This window comes from Allorhizobium sp. DMC15 (genome assembly GCF_056314065.1).
The window spans coordinates 711,674-725,734 of sequence record NZ_JBQUZB010000002.1 but is presented as its reverse complement, the minus strand read 5'-3'; the positions used below and the strand labels follow the sequence as shown (position 1 = coordinate 725,734).

At 62.2% G+C, this 14,061-nt stretch carries 11 protein-coding genes; all 11 read right to left on the bottom strand.

The window, feature by feature from the left end; genetic code table 11:
• Positions 1-84: 84 nt before the first annotated feature.
• A complete protein-coding gene (glgX, locus tag ACT53S_RS12075; protein ID WP_476067151.1) occupies positions 85-2,043 on the bottom strand; it encodes a glycogen debranching protein GlgX in 1,959 nt (652 codons plus the stop codon).
• A gap of 81 nt (positions 2,044-2,124) precedes the next feature.
• On the bottom strand, positions 2,125-2,853 hold the full coding sequence (arsH, locus tag ACT53S_RS12070; protein ID WP_476067150.1) for an arsenical resistance protein ArsH: 729 nt from the start codon (positions 2,851-2,853) through the stop codon (positions 2,125-2,127).
• Positions 2,828-3,253, bottom strand: coding sequence for an arsenate reductase (glutaredoxin) (arsC, locus tag ACT53S_RS12065; protein ID WP_476067149.1), 426 nt, complete (start codon positions 3,251-3,253; stop codon positions 2,828-2,830). The genes arsH and arsC overlap by 26 nt, the downstream gene beginning before the upstream one ends.
• Positions 3,250-3,951, bottom strand: a complete 702-nt coding sequence (locus ACT53S_RS12060) for an aquaporin (protein ID WP_476067148.1) — start codon at positions 3,949-3,951, stop codon at positions 3,250-3,252. The genes arsC and ACT53S_RS12060 overlap by 4 nt, the downstream gene beginning before the upstream one ends.
• Before the next feature lie 5 nt (positions 3,952-3,956).
• Positions 3,957-4,466, bottom strand: a complete 510-nt coding sequence (locus tag ACT53S_RS12055; protein ID WP_113376394.1) for an arsenate reductase ArsC — start codon at positions 4,464-4,466, stop codon at positions 3,957-3,959.
• A 10-nt stretch (positions 4,467-4,476) separates the two neighbouring features.
• The gene (locus tag ACT53S_RS12050; RefSeq protein ID WP_476067147.1) at positions 4,477-4,836 is read right to left on the bottom strand and encodes an ArsR/SmtB family transcription factor; all 360 of its coding nucleotides are present in this window, start codon (positions 4,834-4,836) and stop codon (positions 4,477-4,479) included.
• 116 nt (positions 4,837-4,952) lie between these two features.
• Entirely contained in the window at positions 4,953-6,581 is a 1,629-nt protein-coding gene (locus ACT53S_RS12045) for an alpha-D-glucose phosphate-specific phosphoglucomutase (protein WP_476067146.1), read from the bottom strand.
• Positions 6,582-6,584: 3 nt separating this feature from the next.
• Positions 6,585-8,024, bottom strand: a complete 1,440-nt coding sequence (glgA, locus tag ACT53S_RS12040; RefSeq protein WP_476067145.1) for a glycogen synthase GlgA — start codon at positions 8,022-8,024, stop codon at positions 6,585-6,587.
• 8 nt (positions 8,025-8,032) lie between these two features.
• Positions 8,033-9,292, bottom strand: coding sequence for a glucose-1-phosphate adenylyltransferase (gene glgC, locus ACT53S_RS12035; RefSeq protein ID WP_113376390.1), 1,260 nt, complete (start codon positions 9,290-9,292; stop codon positions 8,033-8,035).
• A 13-nt stretch (positions 9,293-9,305) separates the two neighbouring features.
• Positions 9,306-11,519: a 1,4-alpha-glucan branching protein GlgB gene (gene glgB, locus ACT53S_RS12030; RefSeq protein ID WP_476067144.1), complete on the bottom strand. Its 2,214-nt coding sequence runs from the start codon at positions 11,517-11,519 to the stop codon at positions 9,306-9,308.
• The gene (locus ACT53S_RS12025) at positions 11,519-13,981 is read right to left on the bottom strand and encodes a glycogen/starch/alpha-glucan phosphorylase (RefSeq protein ID WP_476067143.1); all 2,463 of its coding nucleotides are present in this window, start codon (positions 13,979-13,981) and stop codon (positions 11,519-11,521) included. Before ACT53S_RS12025 ends, glgB begins: the two co-directional genes overlap by 1 nt.
• Positions 13,982-14,061 lie beyond the last annotated feature (80 nt).

The window sequence follows — 14,061 nt, the reverse complement described above, 5'->3', positions numbered from 1 at the left end:
AGAACCTGATCCTTCAATAATTCCCGCAAGGTACAGCCGCTTGATGTCAGGCGGAAGAGGCTAACGTCACTGGAGTCGAGAAACTCAGGTCTCGACCCAGAAATCGACGCTGCGGGCTTTCACGCTGATTTTCGTGGCGGTGCGGCCAGTCTCAAGGCGGCGCCATTTGCACTTGTCCTTTGCAGGAAGCGCGAAGTCCTTCGATTCAGTGGATCGGTTGAAGAGCACGGCAACACGGCACTCCTTGCCCGTATCGCGATCCAGGGAAGCAAGAACCATGGCGAAGGCGCCGAGATCGGGCGTTTCCCAATCGCCGACCGTCATCGGCTGGCCGTCGACATTCAGCCATGTCACGTCGCCGTTCCCGATCAGGATACTGGTGTCCATGAAGCAGGAGAAGCGCTGGCGCATGGTGGCAAGCCGGGCGGTGGTGTCGATCAGCTCTTCGTCGGCCTTCGACCAGTCGAGCCAGGTCAGCGCATTGTCCTGGCAGTAGGCATTGTTGTTGCCGCGTTGGGTGCGGCCGAACTCGTCGCCTGCCGTCAGCATCACGGCGCCCCGGCTGGCGAAGAGCGTTGACAGTAGGGCTTCGACATCCTGCCGGCGCTTTTTCAGGATCGCCTTGTCGGATGTTTCGCCTTCGACGCCATTGTTCCAGGAATGGTTCTCGTTGTGGCCGTCGCGGTTTTCCTCGCCATTCGCCTCGTTGTGTTTGTGCTCGAAGGAAACGAGGTCGTAGAGCGAGAAGCCGTCATGGGCGGCGATGAAGTTGACGCTGCGGGTCTGGCCTTGGCCGTCATGGGCGAAGAGATCGGCGGAGCCGGCGAGCGCCGTCGCAAGATCTCCTGTCGTCCCGGCGTCGCCCCGCCAGTGGCGGCGGAAGGTATCGCGGGCCCGGTCGTTCCATTCGAGGAAGGCGGGCGGGAAGCGGCCGAGCTGGTACCCGCCAGGGCCAATGTCCCAGGGTTCGGCAATCAGGATGCGATCCTCCAGCACCTCGTCCTCAAGGATTGCCCTGAGCGTCGGGGCATCCTGACGGAAGCCGTCCCAGTGCCGACCCATGATCGGCGCGAGGTCGAAGCGGAAACCATCCACACCGGCCGAAAGCACGAAGTGGCGCAACGTATCGACGATCAGTCGGCGGATAAAGGGATGGTCGCAGGCGAGCGTGTTGCCGCAGCCGGTATCGTTGACCAGCGTGCCCGGATCATCCGCCACATGGCGGAAGAGGGAGCGGTTGTCGATGCCACGCATGGAAAGCGTCGTACCATGCACATCGCTTTCGCCGGTGTGGTTGAACACGAGGTCGAGGATGACGCCGATGCCCTCGGCATGAAGGGCGGCGACCGTCTCGCGCAGTTCCTTGACACCGCCGGGCACGAGACGCGGATCGAGCGCCATCATGGCGACGGGATTGTAACCCCAGCTGTTGGTGAGGCCGAGCGGGGGCAGGTGCCGCTCATCGATCCAGGCGGTGATCGGCATCAGTTCGACCATGTCGACGCCGATGCGTCTGAGATGGGCTAGGATGGCGGGGTGGGCGAGGGCTGCGAGTGTGCCGCGTTGGGCGTCCGGCACATCCGGATGCAGCATGGTCAGCGCCTTGACGTTGACCTCGTAGATGAAGCCGCTGCGCTCGCCGAGCGGCATCATCGGCCTCAGCGGCTTGTGGGCCTTCAGGATCGCCTTCGGCATCAGGGCCGCCGTATCGATGCCGAACTGGCCGAGCCGTGGATCATGAACGAAAGGGCGGTCGAGTTCGGTCGCATAGGGGTCGACCAGCAGCTTGGATGGATCGTACCAGTGGCCCTCGGCCGGATCATGGGGGCCGTGGATGCGGAAGCCGTAGAGGGCGCCTTCCTTCATCCCCTCGACGAAAGCGTGGTGCACGTCGCCATCGCCACGGGTCATCGAGAGGCGAGTGAGTTCGCTCTCGCCCCGCTCGTCGAAGAGGCAGAGCTCTACGCGTTCGGCATGATGCGACCAGAGACGGACATCGGCACCCGTCTTGCCTATGGTGGCTCCCAGCATCGGCTTGGTCATGGATCGCCTCGTGGTCCGGTTGATTCGCTTGCCTTCGAGAAACAATAGCAGGCAAGCCGAACCGGACCAGAGCCGTTCCCATCACATGGCCTTCAGGTTCACACCCTTGACTGCCGCCTCCTTGCGCTCGCTGTAGCGATCAGTGAGGTGGTCGGAGATGTCGCGCGTCAGAAGCGTGAACTTCACCAGTTCCTCGCAGACATCGACGACGCGCTCGTAATAGGAGGAGGGCTTCATCCGGCCGTCGGCATCGAATTCCTGGTAGGCTTTGGCCACCGAGGACTGGTTGGGGATGGTGATCATCCGCATCCAGCGGCCGAGCAGGCGCATGGCATTGACCGCGTTGAACGACTGAGAGCCGCCGGAGACCTGCATGACGGCCAGCGTCTTGCCCTGGGTCGGCCTGATGGCACCGACGGACAAGGGAATCCAGTCGATCTGCGCCTTCATGATGCCGGTCAGCGTGCCGTGGCGCTCAGGGCTCACCCAGACCTGTCCTTCGGACCACTCAGAAAGGTCACGCAGTTCCTGCACCTTCGGATGGCTGACCGGCGCATCGTCGGGCAGCGGCAGGCCTGACGGGTCGAAGACTTTCACCTCGGCGCCGAAATGCTCCAACAGGCGCTTGGCCTCCATGGCCAGCAGGCGGCTGAAGGACACCTGACGCAGCGAGCCATAGAGGATCAGGATACGCGGCTTGTGGGTCGAGAAGGGGCGGCGCAGCGCCTCAAAATCCGGCAGGCGCAGGTGATCGAGATCGGCGGCGGGCAGGTCTACTTTCACATTAGACAATGCGCTTGCCCTCCGCATCGAGCACGGCTTCGCCGTCTTCCTTGACGAAGGCAGAGGTGAAGGCGTCGGCGGGAAGGATGTCGAGCACCACTTCGGATGGACGGCAAAGGCGGGTGCCCATGTCAGTGACGACAAGCGGACGGTTGATCAGGATCGGCGTCACTACCATGGCGTCGAGCAGTTGGTCGTCCGAGAGGGCGGGATCGGCAAGGCCAAGCTCTTCGTAGGGCGTGCCCTTTTCGCGGATGGCCTGACGCACGGAAAGGCCGGAGTCGGCGATCATCTTTGCCAGATCTTCCTTGCTCGGCGGTGTCTTCAGATATTCGATGACCGTGGGCTCGATGCCGGCGTGGCGGATGAGATCGAGCGTGTTGCGCGAGGTGCCGCAGGCCGGGTTGTGATAGATGGTGACGTTCATGGACGCTCCGTTCCTTCGGGTATGATCGGGGGGATTTCGTTGCGGCTCTCGGCAAAGAGCCAGGCGGCGATGGCCGCGGCGATCAGGGCGCCGGCAATCTGAGACAGTATGAAGCCGGTAAGGTCGATCGGGCGGATACCGGCAAAGGTATTGGTCAGGCTGCGGGCGATCGCCACGGCCGGATTGGCAAAGGAGGTCGAGGCGGTGAACCAGTAGGCGGCCGTAATGTAGAGGCCGACCAGCATCGGGATTGCTTCTGTCTTGAATCGCAGGCCGCCGAGAATGGTGAGCAGCAGGCCGAAGGTCGCGACCGCTTCTGCCGTCCATTGGGCGGAGCCCGTACGAACCGTCTCCGAGATCTGCAGGATCGGCAACTCGAACATGACATGGGCGATCAGCGTGCCGGCGATGCCGCCGAGGATCTGGGCGAGCATGTAAGGCAGCACGGAGGAGGCCTCCAGCTCCTTGCGCAGGGCAAAGACGAGGGTGACGGCGGGGTTGAAATGGGCGCCGGAGATCGGCCCGAGAATGGTGATCAGCACGAACAGGATCGCACCGGTCGGGATCGTGTTGCCGAGCAGGGACACGGCGACATCGTCGGAGAGACGATCGGCCATGATGCCGGAGCCGACGACGGTGGCGACCAGGATCGTGGTGCCGAGCGCTTCGGCTGTGAGGCGACGGGGAAGGTCGGTCATGGTCTTCAGCCGGCCGTCTGCTCGGCGGTTCCAATTTCCTGCAGACGTTTTTGCAGCGAGAGCTTGTCGAGGCTTGCCATAGGCAGACTGACGAAGATCGAAATGCGGTGATTGAGCATGCGGTAGGCCTCGGCGAAGGCAAAGTGCTTTTCGCTATCCGTGCCTTCGGCAGCAGCCGGATCCGGCACGCCCCAATGGGCTGTCATCGGCTGGCCGGGCCAGACGGGGCAGGCTTCGGCGGCGGCGTTGTCGCAGACGGTGAAGACGAAATCGAGCTGTGGTGCGCCTGGGACTGCAAACTCGTCCCAGTTCTTCGAACGCGCGAAGCTCGTGTCGTAGTTCATGCCCTTCAGCAACTGTAGCGTATAGGGGTGAACCTCACCCTTTGGCTGGGAGCCGGCGGAATAGGCCTTGAACTTGCCTTGGCCGAGCCGGTTGAGCAGCGCTTCGGCGATGATCGAGCGGGCGGAATTGCCGGTGCAGAGGAAAAGCACGTTGTAGATCTTGTCGGACATGGCCGGTCTCTCAGTTTGGGCGGGTTGCTTGTGGCTTCGGGCTGCAGCAGGCGAGATCGTCGATTAGTGGCTGGCAGAGGCTGGCATTGCCGCCGCAGCAATCCTTGAGCAGGTAAAGGGCAACGGCGCGGAAGCGATCGAGATCGGCGCGGTAGAGGATCGATCGGCTTTGGCGCTCGCCGGTGACGAGGCCGGCCTGCGAGAGCGTCGACAGATGCGCCGACATGGTGTTCTGCGGCACGCCGATCAGGCGGGCGAGTTCGCCGGCGGGAACGCCATCGGGTTCATGCGCCACCAGCAGGCGGAAGGTCTGCAGCCGGGTCGGCTGGGCCAGGGCGGCAAGGGCAGCGATTGTCGATCTTTCATCCATATATCCAGAATAGTGGATATGATTGCAGAGTCAATCGGGGGCATGCTGCTGGCAAAGAAAAACCCCGGTGTCGAAGACGCCGGGGTTCCGATGTGTGGGCGAAGTCCTCGATGTGGTCAGGTAATGACCGTCGGCTCGTTCATCCCCGTATAGCGCTTGATCTCAGCCACCTCTTCCGCTGCCGCGATCAGGTCGGCGAGTGCTGCCTGCGTCTCGATTGCGTGGCGGCTGGCATCGGGCTCGTAGCGCTCGACATAGAGGCGAAGCGTCGCGCCCGAGGTGCCGGTGCCGGAGAGGCGGAAGACGATACGGCTGCCGCCTTCGAAGAGGATGCGGATGCCCTGGTTCTTCGAGACGGAGTGGTCGATCGGGTCGTGATAGGCGAAGTCGTCGGCCGCCGTCACGGTCAGGCCGTTGATCCTGGTGCCGGGCAGGCTGTCGAGCTTGGCGCGGAGTGCTGTGACGAGGGCATTGGCACTCTCCGTTTCTACGCCTTCATAGTCGTGGCGTGAATAGTAGTTGCGGCCGTATTCGGCCCAGTGGCTTTCCACGATCTGCTTGACGCTCTGCTTGCGGGCGGCGACGATGTTGAGCCAGAAGAGCACCGCCCAGAGGCCGTCCTTCTCGCGCACATGGTCGGAGCCGGTGCCAAAACTTTCCTCGCCGCAGACGGTGACCTTGCCGGCATCCATCAGATTGCCGAAGAACTTCCAGCCGGTCGGGGTCTCGTACATGCCGATGCCGAGCTTCTCCGCGACGCGGTCGGCGGCGGCACTGGTCGGCATCGAGCGGGCGATGCCGGCGATGCCGTTTTTGTAGCCGGGGGCGCAGGTGGCGTTGGCGGCGATCATCGCCAAGCTGTCGGAGGGCGTGACGAACATGCCCTTGCCGACGACCATGTTGCGGTCACCGTCGCCGTCCGAAGCCGCGCCAAAGTCCGGGCCGTCGGCACTCATGACGTCGTCATAGAGTTCCTTGGCATGCACCAGGTTCGGATCGGGATGGTGGTGGCCGAAGTCTGGCAGGGGGACTTCGTTGCGCACGGAGCCTGCGGGTGCGCCGAGGCGCTTTTCGAGGATCTCGACGGCATAGGGGCCGGTGACGGCGCTCATCGAATCGATCACCACACGGAAACCGCCTGCGATCAGACTGCGGATGGCGGGGAAGTCGAAGAGTGTTTCCATCAGGTCGGCATAGTCGGCGACCGGATCGATCACCTCGACCGTCATGCCGGCGAGATCGAAGCTGCCGACCGTGTCGAGGTCGATGTCAGCGACATCGGCGATCTTGTAGCTGTCGATGATCTTGGTGCGGGCAAAGATCGCGTCGGTGATCTTCTCCGGTGCCGGGCCGCCATTGCCGATATTGTACTTGATGCCGAAGTCTTCCGTCGGGCCGCCGGGATTGTGGCTGGCCGAGAGCACGATGCCGCCAAAGGCCTTGTACTTGCGGATGACATGCGAGGCAGCGGGCGTGGACAGGATGCCGCCTTTGCCGACCAGGACCTTGCCGAAGCCATTGGCGGCGGCCATCTTCAACGCCTTCTGGATAACTTCGCGGTTGTAGTAGCGGCCGTCGCCGCCGATCACCAGCGTCTGGCCTTCGAAGCCTTCTAGGCTGTCGAAGATCGCCTGGATGAAGTTCTCCGCATAGTTTTCCTGCTGGAAGACCGGAACCTTCTTGCGCAGTCCCGATGTGCCAGGCTTCTGGTCCGCATAGGGCTTGGTGGAGACGGTCGAGATCATCGATTACTGGCCTTTCGAGACGAGGCGTTGATAAAGTTCAACATAGGATACTGCGCTCCTGTTCCAGGAGACGTCGGATTTCATGCCCTGCTTCTGCATCTGCGACCAGAGACGCTGGTCACTGTAGAGGCGAAGCGTGCGGCGGATCGCGCGGCGGAAAGCGTCGGCGGTCACGGGAGAGAATTGTACGCCCGTCGCCACGCCAGCGGCCAGCGCCGCTTCATTGGCATCAATGATCGTATCGGCGAGACCGCCGGTGCGGGCGACGAGTGGGATACAGCCGTAACGCAGTGCGTAGAGCTGGGTCAGCCCACAGGGTTCGAAACGCGAGGGTACGAGGATGACGTCGGAGCCGGCCTGCATCAGGTGCGAGAGTTTTTCGTCGTAGCCGAGCACCATGCCAACGCGGCCGCGATTGTAGGCGGCAGCCCCTTGCAGCGCTGCCTCGATAAAACTGTCACCGGAGCCGAGGATGGCCAGCTTGCCGCCAGCGCCGATGATCTCGTCCAGCACTTCAGGCAGAAGGTCCAGGCCTTTCTGCCAGGTCAGCCGTGATACGACGGCGAAAATTGGACCCTCATCCGTGTCGAGGCCGAAACGTTCGATCAATGCGGCGCGGTTGCCGGCGCGTTTCTTCAGATTGGCTGCGGAATAGCTTGCTGGCAGCAAAGCGTCGTCGGCCGGGTTCCAGACATCGGCGTCAATGCCATTGACGATGCCGTAGAGGTCGGTGCCACGGCTGGCGATCAGGCCTTCCAGCCCCATGCCGAATTCCGGCGTCAGAATTTCCTCAGCGTAAGACGGGCTGACGGTCGAGACGGCATGGGAGGTGATGATGCCGCTCTTAAGGTAGCTCAGGGTGCCGTAATATTCGAGCGCCTCGTAAAAGGCATGGCCGGGCAGTTCGAGGTAGGGAAACAGCGATCCTGCGAACTGACCCTGGAAGGCGATGTTGTGGATGGTGATGAGGCTCGGCACCTCCGGCGTCTCGGCGTAGCGCATGTAGACCGGTACCAGCGCGCTCTGCCAGTCATGCACATGAACAAGCTCCGGCTTGAAGTCCGGCAGGATGCCGGCTGCAATCTCCGCGCCTGCCTTGGAAAGCACCGCGAAACGCTTCCAGTTGTCAGGGTAATCGCGCCCATCGGTGGCCAGATAAGGGCCGCCCGAGCGTTCGTAGAGCTGCGGGCAATCGAGGATCAGGATGTCCAAGCCCTCATGCCTGGCCGAAAGCAGGGTGGCCTGCTCGCCGAGCAGGCCCTCGAATTCATGGATCTTTTTCGGTGCCTTCACCGCCTTCATCACCGCCGGATAGCCGGGGATGAGTGTCTTCGTCTCCACCCCGTGGGCGACAAGTGCCAGCGGCAGGGCGCCGGCCACGTCGGCCAGGCCCCCTGTCTTGATCAGCGGGTAAAGTTCGGAGGCGACCGAAAGGACCTTCATGGACGTGGCTAACCCAATTTGTCGATCATCGCCTGGGTGATCAGGCAAATTCCATTCTCGCTGCGGCGGAAGCGCTTGGCATCCATTTCGGGATCCTCCCCGACGATCAGGCCTTCGGGGATCACCACGCCATGGTCTATCACGACGTTTGTGAGACGCGCATGACGGCCGACCTGAACCTTCGGCAGGACGACCGCACCTTCGAGGCGGGAATAGGAATTGGCGCGCACACCGGTGAAGAGCAGGCTCTTGTAGAGCGAGGAGCCGGAGATGATGCAGTCGCCCGAGACAAGAGAGGAGATCGCCGAGCCGCGGCGGCCTTCGTCGTCATGGACGAATTTGGCCGGGGGTGTGATCTCGGAATAGGTCCAGATCGGCCAGCTCTTGTCGTAGAGGTCGAGCTCGGGGACAATATCCGTCAGGTCGATATTGGCCTGCCAATAGGCGTCGATCGTCCCGACGTCGCGCCAATAGGGCTCGCGCTCGAAATCGGAGCGGACGCAGGACTGGGCGAAGCGGTGGGCGACGGCTTTGCCGCTCTTCACGACGTAAGGAATGATGTCCTTGCCGAAGTCGCGGCTCGAGTCCGGATCGGCGGCGTCGCGGCGCAAAAGTTCCATCAGGAACTTGGTGTGGAAGACATAGATGCCCATGGAGGCAAGGGCGAAGCCCTCGTTCCCGGGAATGCCCGGCGGGTCGGCCGGCTTCTCGACGAAATCAATAATCCGGTCTGTCGGATCGACATGCATCACGCCAAAGCCGGTCGCCTCCATACGCGGCACCTCGAGGCAGCCGATGGTGACGTCGGCGCCCGAATTGACGTGCTGCTGCAGCATCAGTTCGTAGTCCATCTTGTAGATGTGGTCGCCGGCGAGGATCACCATGTATTCGGGTGCGTAGGACTCGATGATGTCGGCGTTCTGGAAGACGGCGTCTGCCGTGCCTTCATACCACTGGGTCTCCGAGACACGCTGCGAAGCCGGCAGGATATCGAAGCTCTCGTTGCGCTCGGGGCGGAAGAAGTTCCAGCCGAGCTGCAGGTGGCGGATCAGCGAGTGCGCCTTGTACTGGGTGGCGACGCCGATGCGTCGGATACCGGAGTTCAACGCGTTAGAGAGGGCAAAGTCGATGATGCGGGCCTTGCCGCCGAAATAGACGGCCGGTTTGGCACGTCGGTCTGTCAGTTCCTTGAGGCGGCTTCCGCGACCACCGGCCAGAACATAGGCCATGGCATCGCGCGACAGGCTTTTTGTTGTCTTATCCGTCATTTTCATCCTCCCCTTACTGTTCCAATTCCAGCATGATCACGGCGAGCGGCGGGAGCGTCAGCCCAGTCTTCGCCCATCCGCTTCCCGTGGCATGCGCCTCCACGCGGCCACCATTGCCTTTTCCGCTGCCGCCATAAATCTCGGCATCGGTATTCAGTATCTCACGCCAACGACCCGCGACAGGCAAGCTCAATTCGTACCGCTCGTGATAGGTCGGCGTGAGGTTGCAGATGACGGCGATCGGTTTTTCGCCGGGCGCCTTGCGCAGCCAGGCGAAGACCGAATTGTCCTGATCATCGGCAACAATCCATTCGAAGCCTTCGCCCTCGCAGTCGCGGGCATGAAGCGCCGGTTTCGAACGGTAGGTCAGGTTCAGGTCGCGGACCAGCCGGCGCATGCCCTCGTGGGGAGCGTAGGCCAACAGGTTCCAGTCGAGCGAGCGCTCCTCCGACCACTCGCCCCATTGGGCAAATTCCTGGCCCATAAAGAGCAGCTTCTTGCCGGGGTGACCCCACATCATGCCGTAATAGGCGCGAAGATTGGCAAACTTCTGCCAGTCGTCGCCAGGCATCTTGGCGATCATGGAGCCCTTGCCGTGCACGACCTCGTCATGGGAAATCGGCAGCACGAAGTTTTCCGAGAAGGCGTAGAGCAGGCCGAAGGTGAGTTCGCTGTGGTGGTGCTTGCGGTAGATCGGATCGCGGGCGAAGTAGCTCAGCGTGTCGTGCATGAAGCCCATGTTCCACTTGAAGCCGAAGCCGAGGCCGCCTTCATGCACGGGCTGCGAGACCTTGGGCCAGGATGTGCTTTCCTCTGCAATGGTCATGATGCCGGGGTGGCTTCCATAGATATGGTGGTTCATCTGCTGGAGGAAGCGCACCGCCTCCAGGTTTTCGCGCCCGCCATATTCGTTCGGGATCCACTCGCCTTCCTTGCGGGAGTAATCGAGGTAGAGCATCGAGGCGACGGCGTCGACTCGCAGACCGTCGAGGTGGAATTTTTCGGCCCAGTAGAGCGCGTTGTTGATCAGATAGGACATGACTTCCAGACGGCCGAAATTATAGATCGCCGTGTTCCAGTCCGGATGGAAGCCCTGGCGGGGGTCCGCATGCTCGTAAAGTGCGGTGCCATCGAAATGGCGCAGACCATGCGCATCAGTCGGGAAATGGGCCGGGACCCAATCCAGGATCACGCCGAGGCCGACCTTATGACATCCGTTGACGAAGCGGGCAAAACCTTCCGGTTCGCCGAAGCGGGCGCTGGGCGCATAGAGGCCCGTCGTCTGATAGCCCCAGGAGGGGTCGTAGGGGTGCTCCGTGACGGGCAGGAATTCGATATGGGTGAAGCCCATGTCGACGCAGTAAGGGATGAGCCTCGCTGCCATTTCATCCCAGGTCAGCATCGAGCCATCGTCGCGACGCTGCCAGGATGCAGCGTGTACCTCGTAGATCGAGATTGGCTGCCGGCGCTGGTCGATGCTGGCCCAATGCTTGCGATGGGCCTCATCTTCCCAGACCTGCTCCAGCTCCGGCGTGGTCATGGAGGCGTTCTTCGGGCGTAGTTCAGCGCGGCGTGCATAGGGATCGGCCTTCAGTGGCTGAAGCTCGCCATGCGGTCCGACGATCTCGAATTTGTAGGTCGCGCCGGCTCGGACGTCGGGCGCGAAGATTTCCCAAATGCCGGTGTCGCGGCGCAGACGCATCACGTGGCGGCGGCCGTCCCAGTCGTTGAAGTCGCCGACCACGGAGACACGTCGGGCATTGGGTGCCCAGACCGCGAAATGGAAGCCGTCGACGCCCTGATGCTTGATCGGATGGGCGCCCATCTTGTCGAAGAGCCGCAGATGCGAGCCTTCCCGGATGAAATAGTCGTCCATCGGACCGAGGATCGGCCAGAAGCTGTAGGGGTCCGTCACCATCCACTCGTCGTCACCACGGGTGGCGCGGTAGCGGATCGGTTGCAGGCTTGCGACCTTGACGAGACCCGAAAAGAAGCCGGCGTCGTGGCGGCGCGTTAGCTCACCGATCGCCTCACCCGTCAGAGTATGGGCGGTAACCGTCTCGGCACCCGGCACGAAGCAACGCGCGACGAAGCCGCCGTCATGCTCATGAAGGCCGAGAAAGGCGAAGGGATCGCCATGGGTGCCATCAATGATTGCCTGAATTTCTTCCGCCGACGGTGTATCCGGCTTTGGGTCGACACCGCTCTTCTTCGGCGATTTTGCCATCAGGCTCTCCAGATGTCCGCGTTATACTGGCGAATGGTACGGTCGGATGAGAACCAGCCCATGCGTGCGGTGTTGCGGATCGTCTTGGAGTACCAGCCCGACTTACCCGTCCAGATCTCGTCAACCTGACGCTGGGCCTGGGCGTAGGCGTCAAAATCGGCGGCGACCATGAACCAGTCGTGCTGGTAGATGCCCTGCATCAGGCCGGCATAACGTTCACGGTCATCGGGCGAGAAGACGCCGGAAGAGATCGAGGACAGGGCCTGCTGCAGTTCACGGGACGCGTCGATGGCGGCGCGGGGATTGTGCCCCTCTGCGCGCACCCGCCCGACCTCGTCCGCGGTCATTCCGAATATCACGATGTTTTCCTCCCCGACATGGTCGCGCATTTCGACATTGGCGCCATCGAGTGTTCCGATGGTCAATGCACCGTTCAACGCGAACTTCATGTTGCCGGTTCCGGAGGCTTCCATGCCGGCAGTGGAAATCTGTTCGGAAAGGTCGGCGGCCGGCACCATGACTTCAGCCAGCGAGACGTTGTAGTTCGGCACGAAGACGACCTTCAGCAGGCCGCGCACCGAGGGGTCATTGTTGATCACGCGGGCGACGTCATTGGCCAGCTTTATGATCAACTTCGCATTGTGGTAGCTCGGCGCCGCTTTGCCGGCGAAGAGTTTCACGCGCGGGACCCAGTCGCGTTCCGGATGGGATCTGATCTGGTCGAAGAGCGCCACCGTCTCAATGATGTTCAGAAGCTGGCGCTTATACTCGTGAATACGCTTGATCTGGATGTCGAACATCGCATCCGGATCGAGCCTTATGCCCATGCGGCCGGCGACGAGGCTGGCGAGCCGGACCTTGTTGGCCCGTTTGACAGCCGCAAACTTCTCCTGGAAAGACGCGTCGTCGGCGAAGGCGTCGAGCGCCTTCAGCTTGTCGGCGTCATCGAGGAAATCAGGGCCGATCGCTTCCTTGATCAGACTGGTCAGATCCGGATTGCACTGCATCAGCCAGCGGCGGGGTGTAATGCCGTTGGTCTTGTTGTTGATGCGGGTCGGATAGAGCTTGTGGAGATCGGCAAAGACCGTCTCCTTCATCAGCTCGGTGTGCAGAGCCGAAACGCCGTTGATCGAATGGGAGCCGATGAAAGCAAGGTTGCCCATGCGCACCCGGCGGTCGCCGCTTTCATCGATCAGCGAGATATGCCGGATCTCCTGGTCGTTGAAGCCACGGTTCTTGCGGGCGTCGAGCAGGATCTTGGCGTTGATCGCATAGACCAGCTGCATATGGCGTGGCAGCAGGCGCTCGAAGAGCGGCACGGGCCAGCTTTCCAGCGCTTCGGGCAGAAGCGTGTGGTTGGTGTAGGAGAAGGTCTTGGAGGAGATTTCCCAAGCCTCGTCGAAATTCACGCCGTGGACGTCGACCAGAAGACGCATCAGTTCCGCGACGGAGACGGCGGGATGGGTGTCGTTGAGCTGGATCGCGACCTTCTCCGGCAACTGGGCGAGTGTGTTGCCCTGCTGGAGATGGCGGCGCACGATGTCCTGCAGTGACGCCGAACAGAAGAAGAATTCCTGGCGCAGGCGCAGTTCCTGGCCAGCGGGGGTCGCGTCGGCCGGGTAGAGAACGCGGGTCAGCGATTCCGCCTTGTTGCTCTCGCGCAGCGCGCCGATATGGTCGCCGGCATTGAAGGCGTCGAGCAGGATCGGGTCAATTGGCTGGGCCGACCACAGGCGCAGGGTGTTGACGCGTTCGCCGCGCCAGCCGACGGCCGGCGTGTCATAGGCGGTGGCAATGACGCGCTCGCCCTGCTTCCAGACGTAACGCAGTTCGCCATCCGGCGCATCGATCGTCTCGACCGTGCCGCCGAAGCCGATTTCGTAGGAGCTTTCGCGGCGTTCGAATTCCCATGGATTACCGTGGGCGAGCCAGCTTTCCGGCAGCTCGACCTGCCAGCCATCGGCCATTTGCTGGCGGAAAAGTCCGTGCACATAGCGGATGCCGTAGCCATAGGCCGGAATGTTGACGGTCGCCATGCTCTCCATGAAGCAGGCGGCGAGGCGGCCGAGACCGCCATTGCCGAGTGCCGCATCCGGCTCCAGTCCGGCGATGACGTCGAATTCGACGGACAGCGAGGAAAGCGCCTCGCGGATATCGTCCATCAGGCCGAGATTGGACATGGCGTCGCGCAGGAGGCGGCCGATCAGGAATTCCAGCGACAGGTAATACACCCGCTTGCCGTTGTTCATGTAGGTGCCGCGGGTCGATTCCATCCAGGTATCGATGATCCGGTCGCGGACCACCAGGATGGTGGCTGTCAGCCAGTCGTGCGGGGTCGCGACTTTTGCGTCCTTGCCGATGCTATAGGTCAGCTTGTCCATGATCTCTGCGGCCAGAGAGGCCGGATCGGACGCGATGCGTTTGGGAAGGGGAAGATCGGCTTTGTGGGGGGTCTTGATCATCGGTCCGCCTGACTTTGCTCGTTTCGCAGGGTCCCGCCCGATCCGCTGTCGGCGGTCACCCCCTTCGCAGTCAGTTTACG